The following is a 25,901-nucleotide window of genomic DNA, read 5'->3' on the forward strand; positions in this document are numbered from 1 at the left end:
GGGTGTCAGTGGCCGCTGATGCGCTCAGCGCCGATACGGATTGTGCGGGCGGCGGTCGTAGCGGTCAGGCACCCCATCACGGTCGCTGTCCCTGCGCGCGTGGCGGTAGTGGGCGCGGCGGTCGCGACGACCGTCGGCGCGGTGGTCGTGATGGCGATCGTAGCCATGCCGAGAGACGTGGCGCGGAGGCGGCGGCGGAACAACGACGACGTGAGGGCGATAGCCTCGGTCTCCGTGATGCGGCTGCGCCTGCGCAGGAGCGCTCAATGCGGCCAGTGCGACTACGGCTGCAGCGCCGAATGCGGAAAACATCTTCTTCATGGCAGCTCCTTCGAGGAGTTGTATTCAGGAGCTCCGATACTGAGGGCGAAATGTGAAGCATGCGTAAGGCTGCAGCGAAGTTCGATGAACCTGTTGCCGTTCAATATGACAACGGCAAGCCTGGTGGCGAATGCAGATTTCAGCGGCAAGTTCGTCGGCGTGCTCGATACGGTCCCGCAAGCGGAAAGGGGCGTTGGCGCGCCATGGCCTCTGTGGGCTCCTGAATCAATCGTCTATCGCGCGGAGCACCCCAGCTTGGTCCCGACGCGCCCTCATGCCTGGCGTTTTTCGATCCAGTGGGTGTCAGGGCCGAAAAGGCGATTTCCCTGCTGTGCGACGAAGGCCAACTTCTCCTCGTTGTGCGGTGTCTCGGGTCGCCACAGCTCATGGACCACGGCTACAGCGTCTTGCTCGATCATGTCTATCGAGCGGCGCAGCCTGATCTCGACGAGGAAACCTATGTTCTGGGGCACATTCTTCCTTTTCGGCCGTCACTTCGGCTCAAGCGAGCGAGAGGGAGGGAGGGAGGGAGGGTGGGTGGGAGGGAGGACATCGTCCTCCCCGAGCTCGGAATCCACTGGCAAATGAGGGTCGGGGATCATGAGCGGTTTTTTCGAGCGAGCGGGAGCAGAAGTGTGCTCGGACAACGAGGCGCGTTCTGTGCGCTGCCGTACGAACGATCGGGTTTCGGTCTTCCAGACCGTCGCAGCAGGTGGCGATCAAGCCCGAGATGTGGCGGGGAGGCGCTTCTTCGCCGGCTACCAGGTGATCAGCGCTGTGTTCGCCCCAGCGAATCCGGCTTCGAACCTACGCCGCCTCGCGCTCTCCGCACTCAGCGCGGTATGCAGCAGATCGAGGTCCAACGCGCAGCCCAGAACGACCCCCTGGACCTGACGCGCCGCCTTGGTCCGGACAGTGAAGCTTTCATCAGATGGTTCCCCGACGCTCGACCGCAGCTTTGCGATCACTGCTGTCAGCAGGCGGTTCCAATCCCTGAACGCAGTGACATCCGGGTCTGCCTGGCTGTCGGCCGGGACCGGATGAGAGACGTGGGCTGAAGTCTTGTGGATCATGGCGAGTCCCGTTCGGGTTTCTTCTTCTGATGAGCCGGAGTGCGCGTATAGGGTGCGTTTCGCATTGGAATCCTGATGTGAGTTTCGATGTCGGCGGCGGCCGACTGCTTCCATGCGAATGTCAGTGCGACGTCGCTGGCCGGACGTCGGGCCAGTCAACTTCCATTCCCATGACCGCTCGCGCATACAGGTAGTTGTTGCGTGCGCGCTCGGAGAGTGAGTCCATGTCCACATGACCAGCCGCGTCGCACGGAAAGACGTAGGCACAACGGGCGGAAATGGGAGAGCGGAAGAGCAATTCATAGCCTGTGCATGCGGGGGAGGCAATCACAACGGCCTCCGTTGCGTGCGCTGGTGATCCTGGGGAGTGAGCAGTAAGAATTGGATTCTCCACACCCGATGTAGCGATCGGTTGGTAGGAATCCTCCTACTTCCAACTGAAGATTACAAGACGTGCTTTCTTCTACGTATGCCCGAAATAGAGGCAGTTCCACCCGCAGAAATGACTTGAACTTCCCAATGACGCCGCGACGATGGCCGCGCGATGCGATCTTGTTTGCGTCGTCCGGTATGAGCAGGGTCAAAGAGGCGAAAAAGAATCCTCATCGCGGAATGCGCTGAGTGCGTTCACGGACGGACGGCAGACGCTGGCCGGCGCGGAGAAGATGAGCCTGACCAAGTTCCGCTGTTGGTTCGCGAGAAGAAAAGGGCCCAAACCCCTCAGCACCCGACTCCGTGCTCACAGGCGAAGCGATCCACGGAAGCCTCTTGCCGCGTAGTACGACTGAGCACCGTTGTGATACACGAACACCTTGCCATAGCGGTAGTCGCCGAAGAGAGCTCCGCCGAGTGAGCGCACGTCAGGCGGTGTTTTGATCCAGCTGGAAGTCTTCGCATCGAACTTGCCGAGGCTCTGCAGCGCTCGATACTGTTCTTCCGTCAACAGCTCGATGCCCATTGCGGCAGCCATCTCGACAGCACTGTTCTGCGGCTTGTGCTCCTTCCGCGAGTCCAGCGCTTCATGGTCGTAGCAGACGCTTCTGCGACCTGTCGGGCTCTCTGGGGAGCAATCGCAGAACGTGAAGTGCCCGGATTCCTTGTCCTGACCAATCACGTCCGGCTCGCCGCCGGATTCCTCCATCGCACGAAGCGACTTCAAAACATTGGGACTGCTTTCGAGCCTAGCCTGAACTTCGACCCATGCGACGCCTTTGTGGCGATGCCTGTTCTTCTCGAAGCGAGCTTCCAGTGTTTGAAGCAGTTCTTGCGTCTTCATGGTTCTTGGAGTGTGGTCTTGCTTCACTCTCAGGGCTGCGACAACACAGCCAATCCGGGCGTTGCGAAAACATAGTCGCAGCGAATGGGATTCCAGTAATGCATCTCTCGCGGACGCTCGAGTATCTCCGGAAGGCGCGACTCGTACGCTTTGCGGTATGCCCGACCCATCTGGATCCGAAGGAAGTCTTCCTTGTCGATCCAGGTCTCGTACAGCATGAACTGGCAAGGGTCTGCCGGATCCTGATGCAGCATGGTGTTGATGAAGGTCTTCTCGTGGCGCATTGCATCGAGCACCGGCGTTACCAGGTCGACGTACTCTTGCTCATGGCCGGGCTTCACGCGATTGCGCACGATGACGACGAATTGCGACATGGCCGATTTCCCCCAAGTAAAGTGTCACCCGCCATCGATCTGAAGCAGCTGACCGTTGATGTGCCCCGAAGATCGAAACAGGCTGACAGGTTGCGCGCTGGGGTCGAGATCTCGACATGGACCGGGCTGCCATCGGCGAGCGGGCGCCAGTTTGACACGATTGGTTGAATCGAGGTGCGATGTGAAGGCCTGATCCCGCAAAACCCGGGGCCCCGGGGCACAATCTCCCTGCCATGAGCGCCATTGCCGAACCGTCGTTCCCCGCCCCGCCTGCCGCGCCGCCAATCCGCGTGCTGATCGCCGACGACCAGGCATTGATCCGCCGCGGCATGGCCATGCTGCTGGACGCCGCGCCGGATATCAAGGTCGTCGGCCAGGCGGCCGACGGCATGGAAGCCGTGGAGCTGGCCCGCCGCCTGCTGCCCGACGTGGTGTTGATGGATCTGCACATGCCGCGAAAGGGCGGAGTGCTCGCGACGCGCGAGATCTCGGCCGCCTTGCCGCACACGCGCGTGATGGTGCTGACCACCTTCGACCGCGACGATCTGGTCTTCGACGCGGTGCGTGCCGGCGCGCAGGCCTACCTGCTCAAGGATGCCTCGGAAGAAGAGGTGCTGGACACTGTCCGGGCGGTGCATCGCGGCGAGTCACGGCTAACGCCGCAGATCGCGCGCAAGGTGATGGACCAGTTCCGGCTGCTGGCCGATCGCGTGGCGCAGGAGCCGCTGCCACCGCCGCCGGCGCCGGATGCTCGCGCCGCGACGCAGGCCGCCGCGCCCGACGCCGATGCAACCAAACCGCTGACCGAACGCGAGACCGCCGTGCTCGAACTGATCGCCAAGGGCTACGGCAATCGCCAGATCGCCATGACGCTCAACCTGGCCGAAGGGACGGCAAAGAACCACGTCAGCCGGATCATGCAAAAGCTTCACGCGAACACCCGCACCGAATTGGCGGTGCTGGTGCTCGCGCGCAAGGGCAAGCCCTGAGACAAACCATTCAGGCCTGTGCGGCGGCACAGGCCGCCGGTCAGGCCTAGCGGCCGGCAGGCGACAGCCCGGGCATCGCGAGCTCTGTTGCCGGCGAAGGCGACATGGCAGCCGTACCGGCCGCATGCCTGGCCAGCATCGGCCGCAGCGCGACGATCGCCAGGAAGGCGGCGAACAGGTCCAGGGCCGCCACGGTGTAGAGCACGGTCGACCAGGTGCCGGTGGCCTCCATCATCAGGTTGCCGAGCGGCACGAACAACGCGCCGATGCCCTTGGCACAGTACAGCACGCCATAGATCTTGCCGATGTGCTTGGTACCGAAGGCGTCGCCCGCCAGCGCGGAGAACAGCGAGTACACCTCGCCCCAGGCCAGGAAGACCACGCCCGACAGGATCAGGAAGGCCCAGGGGTTGTGGCCGAAGTAGCCCAGCGCGATGATGCCCAGGCCCTCCAGCGTGAAGGCGATCACCATCGTCTTCTCACGGCCGATGTGGTCGGAGATCCAGCCGAACAGCGGGCGCGAGATGCCATTCATAACGCGGTCGAGCATCAGCGCCAGCGGCAGTGCGGCCATGGTGATGAAGTACAGGTCTACCTGGAAGTTCTTCACGCCCAGGTCCTGGGCGATCACGCCCAGCTGGGCCACGGCCATCATGCCGCCGGTGACGACGCAGGAGAACATCAGGATCATCAGCCAGAACAGCGGCGTGCGAAGCGCTTCGCCCAGCGTGTAGTCGCGCCGGCTCTGCATGACCTTGGTCGAGGCACGCACCTCGTTTCCCTTGGGCGCGCGCAGGAACCAGGCCGCGAGGAAGGCCAGCGTTCCCTGCAGCAGGCCGAAGAACAGGAAGGCATGCTGGAAGCCCGAGGAGTCGATCATCGCGGCGATCGGCAGGATGGTGGCTGCCGAGCCGGCGCCATAGCCGCCTGCCGTCAGGCCCACCGCCAGGCCGCGCCGATCGGGGAACCACTTGAGCGCGTTGTTGATGCAGGTGGCGTAGATCGAGCCCACGCCGATGCCGCCGACGGCCGCGCCGATGTAGAAGCCCATCAGCGTCGTCGCCTGCGAGTTGATGACCCAGGCCGCGCCGATGAACAGCGCGCCGAAGGCCACGATCAGGCGCGGTCCGAACTTGTCGATGAAATAGCCTTCGATCGGCGCCAGCCAGGTCTGCACAAGCACGAAGATGGTGAAGGCGATCTGGATCGACGCGCGCTCCCAGCCGAACTTGCCCTGGATTTCCGGTACGAACAAGGTCCATGCGTACTGGATGTTGGCGGTGGCGATCATGCAGACGATGCCGACAACCAGTTGCAGCCAGCGGTTGTCGAGCAAGCGCGGCGGCGCGCCGGATGCGGTCTGTGTCGGTGAGGTGGTGTTCATTCGCTTCGTCTCCATTCAATGTCGCGCCGAGCGCTCTCGGCACGTTCAGGGTTGGGTATCAATCGCGCTGCGGGCACGGATCGCGATGGACGCAACTGTTCCCGCGAACGGCCGCCGGCGCGCCTGCCGGAAGTCACGCGGTGCATCGAGAAAAACCCCAAGGGCTCAGGGGAAGTCCCCATGCCGAAAGTCATGGTTGCCGTTTGCGAGAATGCGCTGCCAATGAACCTCGCACGTCGCATCGATCCACGGCGCTCCATGGCGGCCGCGATTGGCTGGCTGCTGATCGCGCTCACCTTGTGCCTGGCACTCGCGGCAAACCTGTGGCTGCGCAGCTTCGTGCGTGCGACGCTGCTCGAGCAGCACGGTCAGCGCCTGGAAACCGCGGCCGAGCACGTCAACGCCGAACTCGACACCGCGCTGCTGCTGCGCCTGCAGGCGGTCAGCGTGGTGGCGGCCATGCTGTCCGAGGACGTGCAGCGCAGCGAAGGCGAACGCCTGAAGCGATCGCTCGAGGCGGTACGCCGCGGCGTGCCGGACCTGATCTGGTTGGCGGTGACCGATGCCGACGGCTTCATCGTCGCTGCGACCGACGAGCAGGTGGTCGGCCAGAACGTCAATCAGCATGCGTGGATCTCGCAAGGCCTGGACGCCGCGTGGATCGAGGAAGGCCGCTCGCCGCGCGAACGCTTCCTGAAGCTCACCGCGCCGGTGAGCAACGCCGACGGGGCGATCATCGGCGTCGTCGCCGCGAACCTGAGCTGGAGCTGGGTGCAGAAGATGGTGGCCGAGATCCGCGCCTCGCCGGGCGAATGGCTGCTGATCGATCGCGACGGCATCGTGCGTCACGGGCCGAGTGCCCTTCTGGGGCAGCGCTGGCGCGATGTCGGCGATCCGGTGAGGCCCTTCGATCCCGTCGTCGCCGGCCTGGGGAACGACGGATCCGATCTGCCCACGCGCATCCGGACAAGGCGGCTCCTGGACAACCGGCCCTACCTGATCGCGACTCCGCCCAACGCCCGTGATGGCACGCTGCGCCGGCTCGGCTGGCAGGGCGTGGTGATTCAGCCGGTCGAATCGGTCGCGGAGTTCGCGACGGCCATTGAATGGCGCATCTCGATCGTGCTGAGCCTGCTGGGCCTGGGCGCCGCCGTCACCGGCATCATCGTGGCGCACCGCCTCACGCGCCGCGTGAGCGTGATCGCCCATTCGGCCGACGCGGTGCTGGCCGGGAGCGCGACGCGCATCGAGGTGCCGCGGGGTGTCGACGAAGCCGCGCGGCTGGGCAGCGCGCTCGACCGATTGCTGGACACGCTGCAGCGCGAACGCGACGAGTTGCGCCAGCTCAATGCCGAGCTGGACGAACGCGTGCGGCAGCGCACCGAGGAGATCAACCGGCTGGCGCAGGAATCGCGCGATGCCGCGGTGGTGCGCGAGCGCCTGCGCCTGGCGCGCGGGCTGCACGACACGCTGGCGCATTCCATGATGGCGATGCTCACCGAGATCCGTGTGCTCAAGCGCCTGGCATCCAGCCGGCCCGATGCGCTGCCCGACGAGCTGGTTCGGGCCGAGCGGGCGGCGCGCGACGGGCTGGACGAGGCACGCCGCGCGATCGAGCAGTTGCGCAGCAACCCGGTGCGCGACATCGGGCTGGGTGCGGCGCTGGCCGAGTTGGCCAAGAGCCTGAGCGAACGCTCCGGCATCGAGCTCGACTGCCGGATCGAACCCGCATTGTCTGCCCTGGCGGCCGAGCCGGCGGAAACCGTGTTCCACATGTGCGAGGAAGTGCTGCGCAACGTCGAACACCACGCGGGCGCGCGGCGACTTCTGATCCGCCTGCAGCGCGTTGCGAACGACGACGTCGAATTGGAGATCGGAGACGACGGCATCGGCTTCGAGCCGAGTGCAGGCGCAGCGGGGCACTACGGACTTGTGGGGTTGCGGGAGCAGGCCGACGCGATCGGCGCCCGGCTGCGCATCGACAGCCGCCGCGGCGAAGGTACCTGGGTGTCACTGCGCTGGACGCAACGCGGGCGTAGCGTGGGCTAGAGTTGAATCCGGAGACTGCTTTCGGCGAGCCATAACTTCCGCTTCGGTCTAGGCTTGTCCAACACCTGCCCTCAAGCCGTTGGCGGGCTCGGCGCTGTCGTCGTGCACGACAGGTGTCGGACAACCCTAGACCGATGCCGTCCGTCGCCACCGATCGACCTACTGCAGGTATGGAGTGCGATGCCGCCGTTCGCCGCTGCGCGTCAAGCTCATCCGGCCAGAAGCTGTAGTCCGCCGACGTCCGCCTTTCAGCTGTTCCCAAGCAGTTGACAGCGAGGTCGCAAAACCTGGCAGGTATCGGTTATCGCTGCATTGCGGAACGGACAACAGGTTCGGAGAGCGCATCTTGTGAGCGAGCGCCCTGGATTGCCTGTCCGCTTGCGCGAACCGGCATCGCTGGGGATCTGCGGCCGCAGGTGACGTACGCGAAGCGCGCCGCCTACGACGTGGTGATGGTGGCCTCCCTGACGAAGTCGCCGTACTTGCGCAGAGGACGCCCGAGGATGGCCTGCAGGCGATCAGCTGCGCCATCCGCACCGCGCATGCCGAACTTCTGAATCCCGGCCATCATCAGTCGCATGTCGTAGGCAAGCCAGGCTGGCCCCAGCGCGGCCATCTGTCCTTCGAAGGCCGCCACGTCGTCTCCGCCGTAAGTCACTCCGCGACCGAGCGCGGCACTCCAGATCTTGGCCACCGACGCTCCGGTCAACAGCTCGGGCCCGACCAGCTCCAGTGTCGCGCACGGTGACGGCGCGGGCGCGCGATCGCGGCGCAGCAGTTCGGCGACGGCGGCGTCCGCGATGTCCCGCGCATCGATCATCGCGACGCCCGCCGAGCCGATCGGCATCGGGTAGACGCCGTAGCCCTGGATCACCTGCTGGACCATGCGATCGTTCTGCATGAAGTAGGCCGGCCGAAGGATGGTTGCCGGAATGTCGAGGCTCTCGATCATCCGCTCGACCGTGTGCTTGCCGGTGAAGTGCGGCGCGTTGGTGAACTTGTCCGCATGGATGACCGACAGGTAGACGACGCGCTCGATGCCGGCCTCGCGCGCCAGGTTCAGCGCGACGAGGGCTTGCGTCACTTCGTCGGGCGTGACGGCGTTCAGCAAAAACAGCGTGCGCACCGACGACAGTGCCGCGCGCACTGAGGGCACGTCGGTCAGGTCGCCGACGACCTCCTTGACGCCCGCCGTAAAGCGTTGCTTTCCGGGCGTGCGAACGAACGCGCTGACGTGGGCGCCGGCAGCGGCCAGGCCTTGGACGATGAGGGAACCGATGGTGCCGGTGGCACCTGTGACGAGAATGCTCATGGAAGTCTCCAGGGGGTAGAAGGGGTAAAGGGGTCGATCAGCGCGAGAGGTCAGCGACGACCTTGCCGATGCGAGGGTCGGTGCGATTGCGTTCGATGGCCGCGGGGATGTCGTCGAAGCCCACGACTTCGCCGAGCTTCGAGATCAGGGTGCCTTGGGCGATCTCCGCCGTCAGCCGTTCCAAGAGGGCAGCGTCCGGCTTGGTCATGAACCACAGTCCGCGACGGCCGGGGGCCGTGCGTGCAAGGATGTCGGCCGAGGCCGTGCCGACGATCGCGCCGTCCTTCGTCAGCACCTGCCACGAGCGATCGAGCACTTCGCCGCCGACGTAGTCGAGCACCAGATCGATGTCCCGCGCGACCGACTCGAAGCGTTGGGTCCGGTAGTCGATGACGTGGTCCGCGCCCAGGCTGCGAACGTAGTCGACGTGCGCGGTCGATGCCGTGGCGAAGACTTCGGCGCCTGCCCGCTTGGCGTACTGCACGGCATAACCGCCCAGTCCCCCCGCTGCACCGTGAATGAGGATTCGCTGACCTGCGGCGATCGGTCCCGCATGGTGCAAGCTTTGCCAGGCTGCCACGGCCGCGACAGGGATGCCGGCTGCATGGACGTCGTCCAGGCCTTGCGGCGTGCGCACCAGGTTCGCCTCGTCGACTGTCACCAAATCGGCATAGGCACCCAGCCTGCCCAGTGGCCCCATGACGCGATCGCCCACGCGAAAGCGCGAAGCCTCCGGGCCGACCGCCTCGACGACACCCGCGAGTTCGATACCCAGCACAGCGGGCAGTTGAAGCGGGAAAGCTTTCTGAACGAAGCCTTCACGAACTTTCCAATCGATGCCGTTCACGCCGGCGGCCCGAACGCGGGACCAGAACCTGGCCCTGTCCGGCTGCGGGCCTCGCGATCTCGGCGACCTCGGCAACACCGCCATAGGCTCGGATCAGCACAGCGCGTTGAGTGGTGGTCATTCCAATTTCCTCATCTCGAAGTTGCGATGAGGAGAAGATAGGTTGTTGCATTGATAAAACGAAGACGCGAGAATGAAGACACCTCGTCTCAAATTCGGAACACATGGACCTGAATGCATTGACCGACTTCGCGCTCGTCGCAGCGAATGGGGGACTGGGAAAGGCAAGCCGCGCGAGCGGGAGATCGAAGGCGACCCTGTCCCGGCGCATCGCGGACCTGGAAGAGCAACTCGGCGTGCGGCTCATCGAGCGCAGCGCCCGCGGGCTCAAGCTCACGGAAGCCGGCCAGATGCTGATGGATCGCACCGAAGGGCCGATGCACGAGGTGGCCGAGGCCATGACTTCCGCGCGCGAGGGCTTGTCGGTACCGCGCGGACGCTTGCGCATCGCCTCGCCGGTGCTGTTCTCCCAGCTGGCGATGGGCCGCATCTGCGCCGAGTTCTGCGTGGCCTACCCCGAGGTCACGTGCGAGGTGGTGGCGGACGATCGCCTGGTCGACCTCGTCGAGGAGCAGTTCGACGCCGCGATCCGGATCAATCCAAGCCCCGACAGCAGCCTCGTCGGCCGGTGCTTCGCCAAGGACCGGCTGGTGGTCGTGGCTGCGCCCTCCGTGCCCATGCCAAAGCCGCGCAAGGGCAAGGTCAGCCCTGTTCCCGGCGTCGTTTCAACAACCTTTCAATCCGGAAGTTGGACGCTCGACGACGGACGCCTTGTCCTGGAGCCGATCCCGAAGCTCAGACTTTCCTCGTTCCTGATGATTCGCGACGCTGCAGTCGCTGGCGCCGGAGCCGCCCTGATACCGCAGTCCATCGCGTGGAGCCAACTGACGCGCGGAGAACTGGTTCAGTGGGGCATGGTTTCGGGCGTGGAGGTCGCGCTCTGGGTCCTGCATACATCGCGACGACTTCCTGCGCCGAAGGTTCGGGCGTTTGTCGAATTCATGTGCGAGCAATATCCGCAGGGGTCTCTCGTACTGAACGGCTAGAAGACCGGTCGGTCGCACTGGCGAATGGTCGGCAGTTCGCGGCTACGCAGCCGACGCATGACTTCATGCCCCCACGCTTTCGAATGTCAGTTTTCCGACGAGCAACCTCGACCATGCGGCAGCCCGCTTGGTCGAACCGACAGCAACGTGACCACGACGTGGGTTTGCGGTCCGCCGCGCATGACGTAATTGACCGGATTCAGCGCCTCCCCGGGATCGCATGCGACCGCTCAAACCAAGCCGGGCCTTCTGGGTCGCTCGTTCAACGTCCGCGCCAGGGCATTGAGCTTGACCTGCGAGTAGGTGAGACGTCGATGCCCGATCTTCACCCGTGGCCGCGCGCTCGCTGCACCTGTTCGACAAGTGTGATCAACGGATGACGATTTGGCCACGCAGGATCCGCCGCGCCAAACGAGCCAGCACCTCCTCGGTAATTGAGGTTCGCGGATCCCCTGAAGCAACAGGCTCTGGGTGCATGCGGATGCGCAGGATCACGAGTCTTGAGGCTGTGCGCCCATAGCCCGCCGGCGGCGCCGAGGTTCCTGCTGAGGTTCGCATCCCATTGTGGTCGCGTTTCCCGCCAGAGCTTGTCCGACCAGTCCGGCAGCTGCCGTCCGACGCCGCCTGCTCTCTATGGCTGAGCGCCCGCTTGACATCGCGATCGACCATGCGTAACCTATGGGTTATATAACTCATTGATTTGGCAAGACGGCATGGACACATTGAGCCTTACCTTCTCCGCGCTGGCCGATCCCACGCGCCGCGCCATCCTCTCGCGCCTGGCCATCGGGCCGGCGAATGTGACGGAGCTGGCGCTGCCGTTCACCATCAGCCAACCTGCCATCTCCAAGCACCTCAAGGTCCTCGAGCGTGCCGGCCTGATTGCCCGCTCGCGCGAGGCGCAAAACCGCCCGTGCAGCATCCAGGCCGCCCCCCTCAAGGAGGTGGTCGACTGGGCCGGCGCCTATCGGCAATTCTGGGGAGCCAGTTTCGACCGCCTCGATGCCCATCTTCAACACGTCCAGAAAAAGGAGGCCACTCGTGCCAAGCGCAAATGACATCTCCGCCGCAGATGAACTCGTCATCACCCGGGTTTTCATCGCTCCGCCCGCGCTGGTGTTCGCGGCCTGGACCGAGCCGGAACACCTGGCGCACTGGTCCGGACCCGAAGGCTTCACGACGCCGCATTACGAGATGGACCTGCGTCCCGGCGGCCGCTATCGCGCGTGCCTGCGCTCGCCCGAGGGCGAGGACCACTGGGTGGGCGGTGTGTACCGGGAGATTCAGCCGCCCGTGCGCCTGGTGATGACGCATGCATGGGAGAGCGTCCGCGGGCGGCCGGGTCCCGAGACCTTGGTCACCGTCACTTTCGCTGAGGAAGGCCCGGGCCGCACGCGGATGCACTTCCGGCAAACCGGCTTCACCTCGAAGGCATCGCGCGATGGGCACGAGGGTGGCTGGTCCAGCAGCTTCGACAAGCTCGCGGCGCACCTCGAAGGGCCGGCGGCATGAAGCTGTATTTCTCAGAGACCATCAACCCGCGCAAGGCTTGCGCGGTGGCCCGGCACCTGAACGTGCCAGTGGAATTCGTGCGGGTGGACCTAGCCCAGGGAGAACAACATGCGCCGGCGTTCCTGGCGATCAACCCGAACGGCAAGGTTCCGGTGCTGCACGATGGCGACCTGGTGCTGTGGGAAGCCAACGCCATCATGTGCCACTTGTCCAACGTGGCGGGCGCCGACCTCTGGCCGAAGGACCCACGAGCACAGGTCGAGGTGCAGCGCTGGTTGAGCTGGGACGCGAGCCACTTCACGGCCCACGGCGGCACCCTGTATTTCGAGAATCTGATCAAGCCCGCGATCGGCATGGGTGCGCCCGATGCCGCGGCGGTGGAGGGTGCGACACGGATGTTTGCCGCGTCGGCCGCCGTGCTGGATGCGCATCTGGCCTCGCGCAAGTTCCTGCTAGGCGATGCCTTGACCGTGGCGGACTTCGCCGTGGGCGCGGCGCTTCCGTATGCCAAGGGAGCGTACATTCCGCTGGCCGATTTTCCGGCCGTCGTCAGATGGCATGAACGCCTGAATGAACTGCCGGCTTGGCGTGCGCCGTTCGGGGCAGCGGAATGAAGACGTCTCGTTCCTACCTTCTACCTCCTGGTCGCAGACGGCGCGAGCATGGCCGGGTGAGATGCCCGGGAGCGGCGCTTTCCCCTCATGAATGGTTTTCCGGGAAGCGGTGATACATGTAGAACTGATCGTCTTGCTTCCAGCCGCTCTCCTCATAGAGCTTCTGGGCTGAAGTGTTGCCGCGCGCGACATTCAGCGTCGCGCGGGCAGACCCAAGTGACCAGGCGTATGACTCGATGGCCGAGAGCAGCTTGGACGCCAGGCCTTTGCGGCGCCCCGACTCATGGACGAAGAGGTCATTCACGACAAAGACCCGAGAGAGCGAGACGGATGAAAAACTGGGGTAGAGCTGAGCAAATCCCACGGCCGTTGCGCCTTCATGGCAGATAAAAAGAACCGACTCCCCGTGATCGAATCTTTCGCGCAGAAACGAGCATGCGGCGGCCACATCGCTTGCCTGCCCCTGGAACTGCCGGTACTGGTCAAAGAGCGTAGCGAGTTCCTTCAGATCGGCCAGAACAGCTTGACGGACGGAAGTTGAGTTCATGTCGTGTTGTTGGAACGAGTGTTAGGAACTGGACGCCCGAGGTGACTCGCAAACGTCTGCGGGTCGATCGGCCCGCCCGATCACCGAATTCTGCCGTCGTGCTGCGGACCGACGATCGGGCAACTCACTACTGCCGCTCGCGGTGCAGCCAACGGTCTCCCATCCTCTACGTGGTTACTTCTGGGCGCCGTGCCAGGCGACACGGCGATTCGACTCGGAATGCCGGGGATGTTTCGAACTTGACTAACGATCTCGCGATCTCGCGATCTCGCGATCTCGCGATCTCTCGACGACCGCCTGCGAAAGCGAAACCGGCATCCCGGATCCCGGTGTCTGCTTCGGTTCGTCAGCCCGTATAACCAGCCAGCCGCGGCAGGAAGAGCACCAACCCGGGCCACAGCGTCACGACGGCGAGCGCGCCCAGCATCACCAGGAGGAACGGGAAGGCTTCGCGCAGCAGTTCCTGCATCGGCACGTTGGCGATCCGGGTCATCATGAATAGCAGCAGCCCGTAGGGGGGCGTGGCCAGGCCGATCATGATGTTCAGCACCGCCATCACGCCGAAGTGCACGGGATCGATGCCCAGCGCGGTGGCGGTCGGCAGCAGCACGGGGAGTATGACGAGGATGATGGTCGAACCTTCGAGGAAGGCGCCCAGCACCAGCAGGATCAGGTTGACCAGCAACAGGTAGCCGATGGGCGACAGGTCCAGGCCCTTGAGCGAGGCACTGAGGCTGGCCGGGATGTTCTCCGACGTGATGACGTAGTTGAACACCAGGGCGCCCGCGATGAGCATGCCGATGGAGATGCTCATGCGTGCGCTGGACAGCAGCGATCCGTACAGGTCGGACCAGCGCATGCTGCGGTACAGCGCCGCCGAAACGAGCAGGGCGTACGCGGCGGCCACCCCCGCGGCCTCGGTGGGCGTGGTGATGCCGCTGTACAGGCAACCCAGCAGGATCACCGGCAGCATCAGCGCCGGGAATGCCTCGCGCGTGATGCGCGGCATTTCGCGCAGGGGCACCCTGGGTTCGACAGGAAAGCGGCGGCGTCGCGCAAGCACGTAGATGAGCGCCATCTGCACGCCCCCGAGCAGGAGGCCCGGAAGCACGCCCGCGATGAAGAGGTAGCCGATGGACGTGCCGGAGACGAGCGCGTACAGCACCAGCGGAATCGAGGGCGGCAGGATCGGCCCGATGACGGAAGACACGGCGCTCAGTGCCGCGGCGAAGGCCGGGCTGTACCTGCCGTCCTTGGTCATCATGGCCTGCATCAGCTTGCCCGAGCCTGCGGCGTCCGCCAGAGCGGAGCCCGACATGCTGGCGAACACGATGCTTTGCAAGACGTTCACCTGCGCCAGCCCGCCGGGAAAGCGCCCCACGATGGCGTTGCAGAAGCGCAGCAGCCGGTCGAGGATGCTGCCGGAACTCATGATCGTCGCCGCCAGGATGAACAGCGGGATGGCCAGCAGCAGGAAGCTCGAATACGTGCCGTTGAGGAGCTGCTCTGCGGCCGCCCCCATGTCCATACCCTTGAGGTAGAGGTACAGGACGGAGCCGCCGATCATGGCGTGGCCGACCGGCACGCCCAGGAGGCTGAGTCCCACGATGGTGGCGAGCGCCAGCGAGAACGGACTGGTGAAGTTCACAGGGCAGAAGCCGAAACGGTGGGGTCGGGCGGTGGCGCATCCTTGCCGCGCAGCAACCGCACGAGGTGGCGGGCATTGCGCAGGATGACGGCGACCGCAAAGACGATGTAGATGGAATACATGAAGTCCATCCGGACGCCGAGATAGGAGCTGTTCTCGACCTTCATGAAAGTCACGTACGACCAGGACGCGGGCAGCGACATGCCGAACAGCGCGATGATGCCCGCCGCCCCGGCGATGCCCATGACGCGGCGTCCCAGCGGGCCCGCGCGGCCCGCGAGGAAGTCGATGCGGATCTCCTCGTCGTCCTTCAGCACGAAGGCGGCACCCCAGAGCACCAGCCACAGCCAGCCGGCCAGCGACAACTCCGTCGTCCAGCCGACCGGCCAGTTGAAGACATACCGCAGGACGATCTGCAGGATGAAGGCGATGAAGATCATCGCCAGGATGAGGGCTGCCACCGCTTCCGCGCAGCGGTGCAGTCGCTTCAGCAGGCGAGGGAACACGCGCCGGCTCACTTCATGGCGTTGATCTTGTCGAGCATGCCCGCCGGCCATTGCTTCGCCTCGTCCGACGCGAGGTACACCTTCTGGGCATGTTCGCGAAAGGCATTGATGTTCGGCACGTAGACGTCGAGGCCCTGCTTGCGGAAGCCCTCGGCCAGTTCGGCCTCGCGCTTCTGGTGCTCGGCAGTGCTCCAGGCGATCGCCTTGTCGGCCGCTTCCTGGAAGGCACGCTGCTTCGCCGGCGCCATGCCCTGCCAGACCTTCATGTTCAAGGTCAGGAGATCGAAGCCCACGAGATGGGACGTCAGCACGATCTGGGACATCACCTCGTTGAACTTCATGTTCTGCACGTTGGGCAGCGGGTTGTCCTGTCCGTCGACCGCGCCGGTCTGAAGGCCCGTGTAGGTCTCGGCGTAGGCCATGGGCGTCGGGTTGGCGCCGAGCGAGCGGCCCAGCAGCTGCCACGCATCGCCAGGGGGCATGCGCAGCTTCACGCCTGCGAGATCGGCGGGCGTGTTGATCTTCTTTTTGGGCTTCAGCCCCACGTGGCGGGTACCGAAGAAGGTCGGGCCGAGGATCTTCACCTTCACCTGGTCTTCCACCAGCTTCTTCATCTGGGCCCCCGGGTCGCTGGCGAAGAAGCTGCTCAGGTGGGCGGGGTCCCGGAACAGGTAGGCCGAAGTCAGCAGGGACCAGGCGGGCACCTGCTTGGCGATGTCCTGCGGCGCGATATTGCCCATTTCGAGGTTGTCGCGCTGCAGGGCGACGAGTTCCGTGCCCTGCCGGAACAGCGTCGAGTTCAGGTGCAGCTCGAGCTTGAAATCGGGTTCGACGTCCTTGGCCAGCATCTTCATCATGTCGGCGCGGATGTCCTTGTCCGAGAACACGGCGGCGAAGCGCAGGGTCTTCGGGGCGGCCTGGCCCCAGGCCGGCAGGACGGCTGCGGCAGCCAGCGTGGCGCCTGTGCCCAGCAGCGTGCGGCGGTGGATCGAACGTGTCATGGTGGTCTCCTGTCGTTTGTGATCGGAACAGCCCGAAATGTCAGCCCGCTTCCGGAGCGAGCCGGCTCGCCAGCGCCCGGATGGCCAGCTCGTACCCGGCGGCGCCGAACCCGCAGATCACGCCGGTGGCGGCGAGCGAGACCAGCGAGTGCTGGTAGATCGGATCGCGCCGATGAATGTTGGTCACGTGCACTTCGGCAATCGGCTGCTCGAGCGTCTTGAGCGCATCCAGCAACGGGATGGAGCGGAACGACAGCCCGGCCGGATTGATGACGATGCCGGTGGCGCGCTCGCGCGCCTCCTGCACCCAGTCGACCAGCACACCTTCATGGTTGGTCTGGCGGAACTCGCACTCGAACCCGAGTTCCTGCGCGACGCGGCGGCACAGCTGCTCGACCTGTGCCAGCGTGGTTGCGCCGTAGAGATGCGGCTCCCGCACGCCCAGCAGATTGAGGTTGGGGCCGTTCAGAACGTATATCGTGCCGTTCATGGTGTTTCGGCCTTTCGCCGGGTCTTGCGCATACAGTGGTCTCCTGGCGGGTCTGCGGACGGCACGATTCCGCTTGGCGCCGATTCTTTCGTCCGGGTCGGGAAAGACTTTCCAAACCGGAAACGCATTCTGTATGGCGAGATGAGCACTGCAATCGATCGTTGTCTTGGCGTGCTGGAGCACCTCGCGCGCTACCCCGAAGGCGTTCCGCTTTCGTCCCTGTCCTCTGAGCTGGACATCCCCCTCAGCGCCTGCCACCGGCTGCTGGCCGACTTGCAACGGCACGGCTACGTTCGGCAAGCCCGTGCGCAGGGCGACTACGTGCTGACGACCAAGATCGTCTCGCTGGGCCTGGGATTTCTCAGCAGCGCCGGCATCGTCGACATCGCCGGGCCCTTGCTCGAGCGGCTGGCGCAGTCTTCGGGCGAGTTGGTGCGACTGTCCATCGTCGACGACGACCGCCTCACCTGGGTGGCAAAGGCGCAGGGAATGCGCCAAGGCGGGCAGCGCTACGACCCGGACATGGGAATGGATGCGCGGCTGTCCTGCACCGCCTCCGGCCATGCCTGGCTGATGACGCTGAGCGACGAGCGCGCACTCGAGCTCGTTTCGCGGCAGGGTTTCGGCCTGCCCGACGACTACGGCCCGAAGGCGCCGGCGACGATCAAGGCGCTGCTCGGGTTCCTGCACGCTGCGCGGGTGCGCGGCTACGCGATGATCGACGAGGTCTTTGCGCCCGGCATGACCGCGATGGCCGCGCCGGTCCTCAGGCGAAAGGAAGCGATCGGCGTCATCAGCATCGCCGGTCCGCGCGCGCGCCTGACCGCCGCGCGCATGCACGAGCTCGCGCCCGGCTTGCTCCAGGCCGCAGCTGAACTGGGCCCGATCAGCAACGCCTCCAACCTGTTTGGACGGCCCCCTCTCGGCAAGGGGTAGGCTCCGATCAGCGCGACGAGTCGGCAATCGCGGCGCTCTCGGGATCGCGTGCATGCTCATGGATCCATTCGATGAAGTTCGCGACTTCACTGCGTTGCAAGTGACGCTTCGGACATACCAGGAAATGGGCCTGGACCTTGATGCACCACCGGTCGTCGAACACCTTCTTCAACCGGCCGTGGTGCAGGTGGCCCGCGGCAACGGATGAGCTGTCCAGGGCGACGCCAAGCCCTTGGACGGCGGCGTCCAGCGCCATGGAAGTCCTGTCGAAGCGATAGGCGAACTGGCCTGGCGAGAAGTCGAGCTTTCGGCTGCGGAACCAGTCCGCCCATTGCACGACGTTGACCACCGACTGGATCAGCGGCACACGAAGCAGGTCCGCGGGCGTCTCGATGCCCTGCTGCTCGATGTAGGCCGGGCTGGCCAGCGGCTGGATGCGCTCCTCGAAGACCGGCTGCACGTGCAGGTGCGGCCAGTTGGGTACGCCATAGCGAATCTCGATGTCGACCTGGCCGCTGGAAAAGTCCGAGTGCACGGTGGAAGAAGACAGCGACAGCCCGATGCCCGGATGGGCCTGCGCGAAGTCCGCGAGACGGGGCATCAGCCACAGGCTCGCGAAGCTCGGCGCCGCGTGAACGTAGAGCGCATTGCGCACCCCCTTGCGCACGTTGTCGGTGGCGGCGCTGATCGCGTCCAGCGCAAGGGATACGCGGCTCATGTACTCCTTGCCCGTGTCGGTCAGCGCAATGCCGCGCACCGAACGCTCGAACAGGCGCACCTCCAGAAGCTGCTCGAGCTTGGCGATCTGGTGGCTCACCGCGGACGGCGTCAGGTGCAGTTCGCCGGCCGCGGCGCTGAAGCTGTTTCGACGTGCCGCGGCCTCGAAGGCGAGCAGGCAGCTCAGAGGAGGGAATGACGATCTCATGGGGTAAACCCTTTATGAAGGCGATTCACTCATCGCTGAAGAAGTGTCGTTTGTCTTCATGCCTCGCGGTGTCCATAGTTACCCCACTCGCACACCACCTCAAGGAGACATTCCATGCTGCTCGCCGACCGCGTTGCCCTCATCACCGGCGGCGCCGGACTCAACGGCCTGGGCTTCGCCACCGCGCGCCTGCTGGCGTCGCACGGCGCCCGCGTCGTCATCACCGACCTCGAAGGAGCGGCGCCAGCGCAGGCGGCCGAAAGCCTAGGCAAGGTGCACCTGGGCCTCGTCGCCAACGTCACGGTCAAATCCGAAGTCGACGCCGTTGTCGCCCGCATCCTCGAGCAGTTCGGGCAAATCGACATCCTCGTCAACAACGCCGGCATCACCCAGCCGCGCAAGACGGTCGAGATCAGCGCCGGCGACTACGACGCGGTGCTCGATGTCAGCCTGCGCGGCACCTTGCTGGCTTCGCAGGCGGTCATCCCGGCCATGCAGCGGCAACGCAGCGGCTCGATCATCTGCATCTCGTCGGTCTCGGCGCAGCGCGGCGGCGGCATTCTGGGCGGCCCGCACTATTCCGCGGCCAAGGCCGGCGTGCTCGGCCTGGCGCGTGCCATGGCACGCGAATTGGGCACCGACGGCATCCGGGTGAACTCCATCACGCCCGGTCTGATCGGCACCGACATCAGCAAAGGCAAGCTGACCGAGGAGCGCAAGGCGCAGATCGCCAGCGAGATCCCGCTCGGCCGCATCGGCCTGCCCAACGACATCGCAGGCGCCTGCCTGTTCCTTGCCAGCGACCTGTCCAGCTATTGCACCGGCATCACGCTCGACGTGAACGGCGGCATGTTGATCCATTGACTCGCGCTTCTTTCGATCCATCCACAACGGAGACAACACCATGCAACGCAAGCTTTTCATTCGCGCCGCGCTGACTCTCGCCGCCGGCATCCTGTTCACTCCGCTGGCCGCGCAGGCGCAAGCCGTCAAGCTCACCCTCGGCCATGGCGCTGCCGCAGGCAATCCGCGCCACGAGGCGGCGCTGAAGTTCGCCGAGGTCCTGAAGGCCAAGTCCGGCGGGCGCGTCGAGGTGCAGGTCGCCCCTTCGGGGCAACTCGGCGACGATGCCGCGATGGTCACCGCGCTGCGCACCGGCGCGTTGGACATGTCGGCCAACTCGCAGGGCGCCGTGGCCGTCGCGGTACCCGAGTACGCCGCCTACGGCATGCCCTTCCTGTTCTCCGATCCGGCGCAGGCCTTCAAGCTGCTCGACGGCGGGCTCGGCAAGGAACTGGCCGACAAGTCGGCCGCGAAGGGGCTCATCGTGCTGGGCTACTGGGACAACGGCATCCGGCACATGACCAACAGCAAGCGATCGATCGCCAAGGTCGAGGACATGAAGGGGCTGAAGATGCGCACGCCGCCCGACGCGGTGCTGGTCGACATCATGCAGGCGCTCGGCGCCGAGGCGCAGCAGGTCAAGTTCGCCGAGCTGTACGTGGCGCTGCAGCAGGGCGTCGTCGACGGGCAGGAGAACCCGTTGATGAACATCCAGGCGAGCAAGCTCTACGAGGTGCAGAAGCACCTGTCCCTCACCAGCCACATGTTCCAGATGACGCCTTTCCTGATGAGCAAGCGCACGTGGGACGGACTGTCGGCGGCCGACCGCAAGGCCGTCACCGAAGCGGCCGCAGAGGCGACGGCGCTGCAGCGCAAGCTGTCGCAGGAGGCCGACGACAAGCTGCTCGCCGAACTGAAGGCCAAGGGCATGAAGGTGGACACGGTCGACAAGGCCGCATTCCAGAAAGCCACGGCACCGGTCGTCGACAAGTGGGTCGCCGGTCCGGTCGGCAGCTACGTGAAGAAGGTCGTCGCTGCGGCCAACGGCAGCTGAGCCGGATCAGCTTCGCTCGGACGCGGCAGTCGGCCCGTCCACCCAAGACTAGGAGACAAGCCATGAACGTCATCGAACGTGCAGTGGTCGGGCTGTGCCGTGCCGTGCTGTGGATCAGCACCATCGCGATCTTCGCGATCCTGGTGGCCAACACGGTGCTGCGCTATGCCACCGGCTCGAGCCTGCAATGGGCCAACGAAGTGCCCGAACTGCTCTTCCCCTGGCTGGTAATGGCCGGCGTGGTGCTCGCTGCGGCGCAGGGCGCGCATATCACCACCAGTTTCCTGATGGACGCCGTGCCCGCGGCCGCGCGACGCATCGTCGTCGTGCTCGGGTGGCTTGCCGTCGCCGGGATGTACTTCACGGTGGCCTGGGCGACCTTCCGCATGCTGGACATCGTGCACGACGAGAAGTCGCCGATCCTGCAGGTGCCGGGATCACTGACCTACGGCTGCGTCATGGGCGGAATGCTGCTGCTCGCCGTGATTGCGCTGCTGTCGGCACGCAACGCCTGGCGCGCCGTGCCCCAACCGGCACCTGACGCCGATGCCGACGCCGTGCCCAAGGTGCCGGCTGCGCACTGGTGAGTTCGCTTTCCCACGCCTGCAGGAGACAGCCATGAGCGCACTGATTCTCGTCGTCTTTCTTTCCGCGGCAGTCGCCGCCGTACCGATCGCGCATGCGCTGCTCATGGCCGCCTTGGCGGCGGCCGCCAGCTCCGACCGCGTTCCGCTGGACCTGCTGGTGCAGCAGATGGTCGCGCAGGTGCAGAGCTTCCCGCTGATCGCGATACCGTTCTTCATGCTGACCGGCACCTTGATGATGGGCGGCAGGCTGGGCGAGGCGCTGGTCGGCGTGCTGTCCACGCTGATCGGCCGCTTCCACGGCGGGCCTGGCCAGGTGGGCGTGCTGTCCTCGACGCTGTTCGGCGGCGTATCGGGCTCGGCGGTGGCCGACGCTTCGGCGATCGGCTCGCTGCTGATCCCGTGGCAGAAGAAGCTGGGCTACCCGCCCGCCTTCTCGGCGGCCACGCTGGCAGCCGCAGCGACGATCGACATCATGATCCCGCCGTCGATTCCGATGATCCTTTTTGCGCTGACGGCCAATGCCTCGATTGCCGCGCTGTTCGTGGCGGGCATCCTGCCGGGGCTGCTGATGTGCGCCGGGTTCATGGCGGTCTGCTGGTGGGTCGGGAAGCGCCGCAACTTCCCGCGCGAAACAGCGCCGATCGACTACGTGGTGTTCCGCAGGCACCTTCTCTACGCAGCGCCCGCGGTGCTGCTGCCAGTGCTCATCGTGATCTTTCTGCGCTTCGGCATCGCCACGCCGACCGAGGTGGCGGTGCTGTCGACCCTGTACGCGGGACTTTGTTCGGCACTGATCTATCGCGACCTGGGCGTGAAGCGGCTCAATGCAGCCGTCGTCGAGGCCGGCCTGGCGACCGGCGTGGTGTTGCTCGTCATCATGGCCTCGGCCGCGATCGGCTGGTTGTTGACCTACGACCAGATGCCGCAGGGCATTACGCAGTGGGTGCAGTCCAACGTGCACGCCGGCTGGATGGTCATCGTGCTGATGAACCTGCTGATGCTGTTCGTGGGCATGTTCATCGACCTGCCGGCCGCCATCCTGCTGCTGACGCCGGTGTTCCTTCCGCTGGCCCAAAGCATCGGCATGGAGCCGACGCAGCTCGGAATCATGATGGTCGTCAACCTGGCCATCGGCCTGTACACACCGCCGGTGGGCACCACGCTGTTCATCACTAGCGCGGTCGCCAAGGTCAAGGTCGGCCAGACGGTGCGCGAGCTGGGGCCCTTCTATCTGGTCGCATTCGGCGTGCTCGCCCTCGTGTCCTATGTCCCGCTCAGCATCCTGCGCTGAACGGACCTTCTCTTCGATCGAAAGGAATCTCTCATGAACGAAACCACGACCGCGCTGTCCGAACTGGCGCGGTGCGCCTACCGCATCCGCCGCTTCGCGCTGCGAATGGGCGAAGTGCAAGGCCAGGGCTACATCGGCCAGGCGCTCGGCTGGGCCGACGTGCTGGCGGTGGCCTACGGCCATGCGCTGAAGCTGCGGCCCGACGAACCCGAATGGGAGGGGCGCGACCGCTTTCTGCTGTCGCACGGCCACTATGCGATCGCTTCCTACGCCGCCTTGATCGAGGCCGGCGTCCTTCCCGAGTCCGAACTCGAAACCTACGGCAGCGACGACAGCCGGTTGCCGATGTCCGGCATGGCGACCTACACGCCCGGCATGGAGATTTCCGGCGGCTCGCTCGGCCAGGGCCTGCCGATCGCGGTCGGCATGGCACTCGCCCTGCGCCAGAAGAAGAACCCGGCCTTCGTCTACAACTCGATGTCCGACGGCGAACTGGACGAGGGATCGACCTGGGAGGGCGCGATGGGTGCGGCGCACCATGGCCTCTCGAACCTGATCTGCCTGGTCGACATCAACAACCAGCAGGCCGATGGCCCGTCCGGAAAGGTTCTGGGCTTCGAGCCGCTGGCCGACAAGTGGGCGGCCTTCGGTTGGCACGTGCAGCGTGTCGACGGCAACGACCTGGCTGCCGTGCTGGATGCCTTCGACCGCGCGCGCCAGCTCTCCGATCCGAAGCCTCGCGTGATCCTCTTCGACACGCTCATGGGCAAGGGCGTGCCCTTCCTCGAGCAGCGCGAGAAGAACCATTTCATCCGCGTCGACCCGCCCGAGTGGCAGCAAGCCATTGAAATCCTGGACCAGTCGCAACCCGAAGGAGCCCTCGCATGAACACCGTTGCAGCCACGAAGCCTCGACTGACCACCTCGGCGATGATTGCTTCCATCGCGGCCGAAGGGCAGCGCGCGAAGGCCGCGCCTTTCGGCAAGGCGCTCGTCGAATACGCCGCCGACCGGCCAGAGATCGTCGGCATGACCGCCGACCTCGCCAAGTACACCGACCTGCATCTTTTCGCGCAGGCCTATCCGGAGCGCTTTCACCAGATGGGGATGGCCGAGCAACTGCTGCTGGCCGCAGCCGGCGGCATGGCCAAGGAAGGCTTGGTGCCCTTCACGACGACCTATGCCGTGTTCGGCACGCGACGCGCCTATGACTTCATCCACCAGGTGATCGCCGAGGAGAACCTGAACGTCAAGATGTGCTTTGCGCTGCCCGGCCTGACGACGGGCTACGGCCCCAGTCACCAGGCAACGGAGGACCTGGCGATGATGCGCGGCATTCCGGGCCTCACGATCGTCGACCCTTGCGATGCGCTGGACATCGAGCAGGCCGTGCCGCAGATCGCCGCCCACCCGGGGCCGGTGTACATGCGCCTGCTGCGCGGCAACGTGCCGCTGGTGCTCGACGAGTACGGCTACAAGTTCGAGCTCGGCAAGGCCAAGCTCCTGCGCGATGGCAAGGACGTGCTGGTGATCGCCAGCGGCTTCATGACCATGCGGGCCCTGGAAGTCGCCGATCAGCTGCGCGCCGACAACGTGGATGTCGCGGTGCTTCACGTGCCGACGATCAAGCCGCTCGACGAAGCAACCATCCTGGCGGAGGTCAAGCGCCTGGACCGCGTGGTGGTGGTGGCGGAGAACCATTCGGTCATCGGCGGACTGGGTGAGGCAACGGCAAGCTTGCTGCTTCGCTCTGGCGCCGCGCCGAGGTTTCGGCAGGTCGCGCTTCCCGACGAATTTCTGGATGCCGGCGCACTCCCGACCTTGCATGACCGCTACGGCATCTCGACCGGCACAATGGCTCAGCGCATTCGTTCCTGGCTTTGATTTTGCTCGGCTGCGTTCAACTGATGGATGGACGCGTGCGCTTTGATGTGGCCGCCACGGTACGGACCGCTACTGCAGCCAGCGAAGATTCGACCAGAAAGCGTCACCGAACCGAGCTGCGCAGGCGGCGCAGGCGGCAATGGCGAAGCCGACAAGCATGCATGCGCCCCAGGTACTCAGCGGCCACAGGCTGACACACATGCCCATGCCGATCACCAGGCCCAGCAGTGCCCCGCATCCCAATCGCACCTTCATTTCGAAAGCATCGGGCTTCCTGCGCGCGAGAGTAGGCGGTGATTCAGTCTTCATTTACCTGTGGCTCCTCTGCTTGGACGACCGCTCGTGGGCCGATCTCTGCCGTTAGTTTCGCCCGCCCGAGAGGCGGCTCACAACTTCTTCTTCCGCAGCGCCTGCGTCTAAGCCGTCACAGAAGACGGCGCAAGTCGATGAGTCGTCACCGTCAGTGCGGCGGTAGATGGCCACCACGCTCCCCGGCCCACCTCCCGTGTGTCCGCACATGGTGAGGCCTCCGTCCACCTCGCCTTGCATGAGACCGAGGCCGTAACCTGGAGAGGTCCAAGGGCGCCCGGGTGTTGGTTCGCCGAGCATGCGCGCCGTTTGCATCTCCTGCAGCAGCGCCTCTGGAAGCATGTGGCCGGCTAGCAGGCGGTCCAGAAAAAGCGCCGCCTCTGCAAGCGGACCCACAAGTAAACCGTGATAGACCCAGCCTGGGTGGTAGTGCGTTACGGTTCCCATGTGCACGCCATCCAAATCAGCTGGTGTCCTAGCAATGCGCGCTTGCGGCAAGCCAAGTGGAGCAAACGCCCGTTGGCGCAGCGCTTCGTGAAGTTCGAGGCCTGTCACACGTTCGATGAGCCTCGCTACGTACATGTAGCCGACGTTCGAGTAGCGCCAGCCGGCTCCGGGCGCGTAGCGCAACCTCTCGGCATCGAGGCGCTTCATCATTTCATTCTCTGACCAAGGGTTCATGCTGCGAGCGACGGCGGCGTGGTACTCGGCAAGCTCGCCATAGTCGGCCAGCCCCGCTTCATGTCGGAGCAACTGACGCAGCGTGAACCGACCTTCAAGGACGGGGTCGTCGAGTTCAACCAGCCCGTCACGCACGAGGGACAGGGACGCGGCCGAAAGCACTGTCTTCGAAAAGCTCCACCAAGGAACCAGCACATCCGACCGGTCCGTCGTCACCAGGGAGCCGTTCAATATGAGGGAAAAAAGCATCGTGTTTGGCTCAATGGGGCAACGGAGATCGGCTCGGACACCGAAGGTCTAGTCTTGGCCGGCTGCCGAAGTCCACCATCTTGCAGGCAACGTC

28 protein-coding genes and 1 pseudogene are annotated in these 25,901 nt (G+C 65.1%); 13 read left to right on the forward strand and 16 right to left on the reverse strand.

All coding sequences use genetic code 11. The annotated features are described in order from the left end of the window. Window positions 1-24 precede the first annotated feature (24 nt). From EJI01_RS05720 to EJI01_RS05745, 5 genes are all read right to left on the reverse strand, one after another. Window positions 25-321, reverse strand: coding sequence for a hypothetical protein (locus tag EJI01_RS05720; RefSeq protein ID WP_126836166.1), 297 nt, complete (start codon window positions 319-321; stop codon window positions 25-27). A 272-nt stretch (window positions 322-593) separates the two neighbouring features. Then, window positions 594-794, reverse strand: coding sequence for a hypothetical protein (locus EJI01_RS05725; protein WP_126836167.1), 201 nt, complete (start codon window positions 792-794; stop codon window positions 594-596). A 285-nt stretch (window positions 795-1,079) separates the two neighbouring features. After that, window positions 1,080-1,394 carry a hypothetical protein gene (locus EJI01_RS05730; protein ID WP_126836168.1) on the reverse strand — a complete coding sequence of 105 codons (315 nt, stop codon included), beginning with the start codon at window positions 1,392-1,394 and terminating at the stop codon, window positions 1,080-1,082. Between the two features lie 739 nt (window positions 1,395-2,133). Next, the gene (locus EJI01_RS05740) at window positions 2,134-2,670 is read right to left on the reverse strand and encodes a DUF4256 domain-containing protein (protein ID WP_126836170.1); all 537 of its coding nucleotides are present in this window, start codon (window positions 2,668-2,670) and stop codon (window positions 2,134-2,136) included. A gap of 29 nt (window positions 2,671-2,699) precedes the next feature. Further along, entirely contained in the window at window positions 2,700-3,044 is a 345-nt protein-coding gene (locus tag EJI01_RS05745; protein WP_126836171.1) for a putative quinol monooxygenase, read from the reverse strand. Between the two features lie 233 nt (window positions 3,045-3,277). Here EJI01_RS05745 and EJI01_RS05750 point away from each other — a divergent pair, with 233 nt between their 5' ends. Continuing rightward, window positions 3,278-4,033 (forward strand): response regulator transcription factor, encoded by a 756-nt coding sequence (locus EJI01_RS05750; RefSeq protein WP_126836172.1) that lies wholly within the window; start codon window positions 3,278-3,280, stop codon window positions 4,031-4,033. A gap of 46 nt (window positions 4,034-4,079) precedes the next feature. Here EJI01_RS05750 and oxlT read toward each other — a convergent pair whose 3' ends face one another. Continuing rightward, a complete protein-coding gene (gene oxlT, locus EJI01_RS05755) occupies window positions 4,080-5,417 on the reverse strand; it encodes an oxalate/formate MFS antiporter (protein ID WP_126836173.1) in 1,338 nt (445 codons plus the stop codon). Between the two features lie 222 nt (window positions 5,418-5,639). On the opposite strand from oxlT, the gene EJI01_RS05760 reads away from it, so the two are divergent. After that, complete coding sequence (locus EJI01_RS05760; protein WP_260602346.1) at window positions 5,640-7,466, forward strand: histidine kinase; 1,827 nt, start codon at window positions 5,640-5,642, stop codon at window positions 7,464-7,466. A gap of 439 nt (window positions 7,467-7,905) precedes the next feature. On the opposite strand, the gene EJI01_RS05765 is transcribed toward EJI01_RS05760, so the two are convergent. Both EJI01_RS05765 and EJI01_RS05770 read right to left on the reverse strand, forming a co-directional pair. Next, entirely contained in the window at window positions 7,906-8,778 is an 873-nt protein-coding gene (locus tag EJI01_RS05765) for an NmrA/HSCARG family protein (RefSeq protein WP_126836174.1), read from the reverse strand. A 37-nt stretch (window positions 8,779-8,815) separates the two neighbouring features. After that, window positions 8,816-9,746, reverse strand: a pseudogene (locus EJI01_RS05770) (NADP-dependent oxidoreductase). A gap of 103 nt (window positions 9,747-9,849) precedes the next feature. On the opposite strand from EJI01_RS05770, the gene EJI01_RS05775 reads away from it, so the two are divergent. The 4 genes from EJI01_RS05775 (at window position 9,850) to EJI01_RS05790 (ending at window position 12,857) form a co-directional block, all read left to right on the forward strand. Beyond that, on the forward strand, window positions 9,850-10,731 hold the full coding sequence (locus tag EJI01_RS05775; protein WP_126836175.1) for a LysR family transcriptional regulator: 882 nt from the start codon (window positions 9,850-9,852) through the stop codon (window positions 10,729-10,731). 713 nt (window positions 10,732-11,444) lie between these two features. Then, a complete protein-coding gene (locus EJI01_RS05780; protein WP_126836176.1) occupies window positions 11,445-11,789 on the forward strand; it encodes an ArsR/SmtB family transcription factor in 345 nt (114 codons plus the stop codon). Continuing rightward, window positions 11,773-12,243, forward strand: a complete 471-nt coding sequence (locus tag EJI01_RS05785) for an SRPBCC domain-containing protein (RefSeq protein ID WP_260602347.1) — start codon at window positions 11,773-11,775, stop codon at window positions 12,241-12,243. The genes EJI01_RS05780 and EJI01_RS05785 overlap by 17 nt, the downstream gene beginning before the upstream one ends. Continuing rightward, window positions 12,240-12,857, forward strand: coding sequence for a glutathione S-transferase family protein (locus tag EJI01_RS05790; protein ID WP_126836178.1), 618 nt, complete (start codon window positions 12,240-12,242; stop codon window positions 12,855-12,857). Before EJI01_RS05785 ends, EJI01_RS05790 begins: the two co-directional genes overlap by 4 nt. An 85-nt stretch (window positions 12,858-12,942) precedes the next feature. On the opposite strand, the gene EJI01_RS05795 is transcribed toward EJI01_RS05790, so the two are convergent. The 5 genes from EJI01_RS05795 to EJI01_RS05815 form a co-directional block, all read right to left on the reverse strand. Continuing rightward, window positions 12,943-13,404: a GNAT family N-acetyltransferase gene (locus EJI01_RS05795; protein WP_126836179.1), complete on the reverse strand. Its 462-nt coding sequence runs from the start codon at window positions 13,402-13,404 to the stop codon at window positions 12,943-12,945. Window positions 13,405-13,750: 346 nt separating this feature from the next. After that, window positions 13,751-15,052 carry a TRAP transporter large permease gene (locus EJI01_RS05800; RefSeq protein WP_126836180.1) on the reverse strand — a complete coding sequence of 434 codons (1,302 nt, stop codon included), beginning with the start codon at window positions 15,050-15,052 and terminating at the stop codon, window positions 13,751-13,753. Continuing rightward, window positions 15,049-15,570 (reverse strand): TRAP transporter small permease, encoded by a 522-nt coding sequence (locus tag EJI01_RS05805; RefSeq protein ID WP_260602348.1) that lies wholly within the window; start codon window positions 15,568-15,570, stop codon window positions 15,049-15,051. The genes EJI01_RS05800 and EJI01_RS05805 overlap by 4 nt, the downstream gene beginning before the upstream one ends. Further along, complete coding sequence (gene dctP / locus EJI01_RS05810) at window positions 15,567-16,559, reverse strand: TRAP transporter substrate-binding protein DctP (RefSeq protein ID WP_126836182.1); 993 nt, start codon at window positions 16,557-16,559, stop codon at window positions 15,567-15,569. The genes EJI01_RS05805 and dctP overlap by 4 nt, the downstream gene beginning before the upstream one ends. A 40-nt stretch (window positions 16,560-16,599) precedes the next feature. Beyond that, entirely contained in the window at window positions 16,600-17,049 is a 450-nt protein-coding gene (locus tag EJI01_RS05815; protein WP_126836183.1) for a type II 3-dehydroquinate dehydratase, read from the reverse strand. Between the two features lie 141 nt (window positions 17,050-17,190). On the opposite strand from EJI01_RS05815, the gene EJI01_RS05820 reads away from it, so the two are divergent. Then, complete coding sequence (locus EJI01_RS05820) at window positions 17,191-17,985, forward strand: IclR family transcriptional regulator (RefSeq protein WP_126836184.1); 795 nt, start codon at window positions 17,191-17,193, stop codon at window positions 17,983-17,985. Window positions 17,986-17,992: 7 nt separating this feature from the next. Here the strand turns inward: EJI01_RS05820 and EJI01_RS05825 are convergent, their stop codons facing one another. Next, window positions 17,993-18,910, reverse strand: a complete 918-nt coding sequence (locus tag EJI01_RS05825) for a LysR substrate-binding domain-containing protein (RefSeq protein ID WP_126836185.1) — start codon at window positions 18,908-18,910, stop codon at window positions 17,993-17,995. Between the two features lie 114 nt (window positions 18,911-19,024). On the opposite strand from EJI01_RS05825, the gene EJI01_RS05830 reads away from it, so the two are divergent. The 6 genes from EJI01_RS05830 (at window position 19,025) to EJI01_RS05855 (ending at window position 24,568) form a co-directional block, all read left to right on the forward strand. Next, complete coding sequence (locus tag EJI01_RS05830) at window positions 19,025-19,774, forward strand: SDR family NAD(P)-dependent oxidoreductase (RefSeq protein WP_126836186.1); 750 nt, start codon at window positions 19,025-19,027, stop codon at window positions 19,772-19,774. A gap of 40 nt (window positions 19,775-19,814) precedes the next feature. Next, complete coding sequence (locus EJI01_RS05835) at window positions 19,815-20,807, forward strand: TRAP transporter substrate-binding protein (protein ID WP_126836187.1); 993 nt, start codon at window positions 19,815-19,817, stop codon at window positions 20,805-20,807. A gap of 62 nt (window positions 20,808-20,869) precedes the next feature. Continuing rightward, on the forward strand, window positions 20,870-21,394 hold the full coding sequence (locus EJI01_RS05840; protein WP_126836188.1) for a TRAP transporter small permease: 525 nt from the start codon (window positions 20,870-20,872) through the stop codon (window positions 21,392-21,394). A 31-nt stretch (window positions 21,395-21,425) separates the two neighbouring features. Continuing rightward, complete coding sequence (locus tag EJI01_RS05845; protein ID WP_126836189.1) at window positions 21,426-22,685, forward strand: TRAP transporter large permease; 1,260 nt, start codon at window positions 21,426-21,428, stop codon at window positions 22,683-22,685. 33 nt (window positions 22,686-22,718) lie between these two features. Continuing rightward, window positions 22,719-23,573, forward strand: a complete 855-nt coding sequence (locus tag EJI01_RS05850) for a transketolase (RefSeq protein ID WP_126836190.1) — start codon at window positions 22,719-22,721, stop codon at window positions 23,571-23,573. After that, window positions 23,570-24,568, forward strand: a complete 999-nt coding sequence (locus tag EJI01_RS05855) for a transketolase family protein (protein ID WP_126836191.1) — start codon at window positions 23,570-23,572, stop codon at window positions 24,566-24,568. The genes EJI01_RS05850 and EJI01_RS05855 overlap by 4 nt, the downstream gene beginning before the upstream one ends. A 69-nt stretch (window positions 24,569-24,637) precedes the next feature. Here EJI01_RS05855 and EJI01_RS05860 read toward each other — a convergent pair whose 3' ends face one another. Next, window positions 24,638-24,823 (reverse strand): hypothetical protein, encoded by a 186-nt coding sequence (locus EJI01_RS05860; RefSeq protein ID WP_126836192.1) that lies wholly within the window; start codon window positions 24,821-24,823, stop codon window positions 24,638-24,640. 105 nt (window positions 24,824-24,928) lie between these two features. Continuing rightward, the gene (locus tag EJI01_RS05865; RefSeq protein ID WP_126836193.1) at window positions 24,929-25,807 is read right to left on the reverse strand and encodes a serine hydrolase domain-containing protein; all 879 of its coding nucleotides are present in this window, start codon (window positions 25,805-25,807) and stop codon (window positions 24,929-24,931) included. Window positions 25,808-25,901: the final 94 nt, after the last annotated feature.

This window comes from Variovorax sp. MHTC-1 (assembly GCF_003984645.1).
In the GTDB taxonomy this organism is placed as follows: domain Bacteria; phylum Pseudomonadota; class Gammaproteobacteria; order Burkholderiales; family Burkholderiaceae_C; genus Variovorax.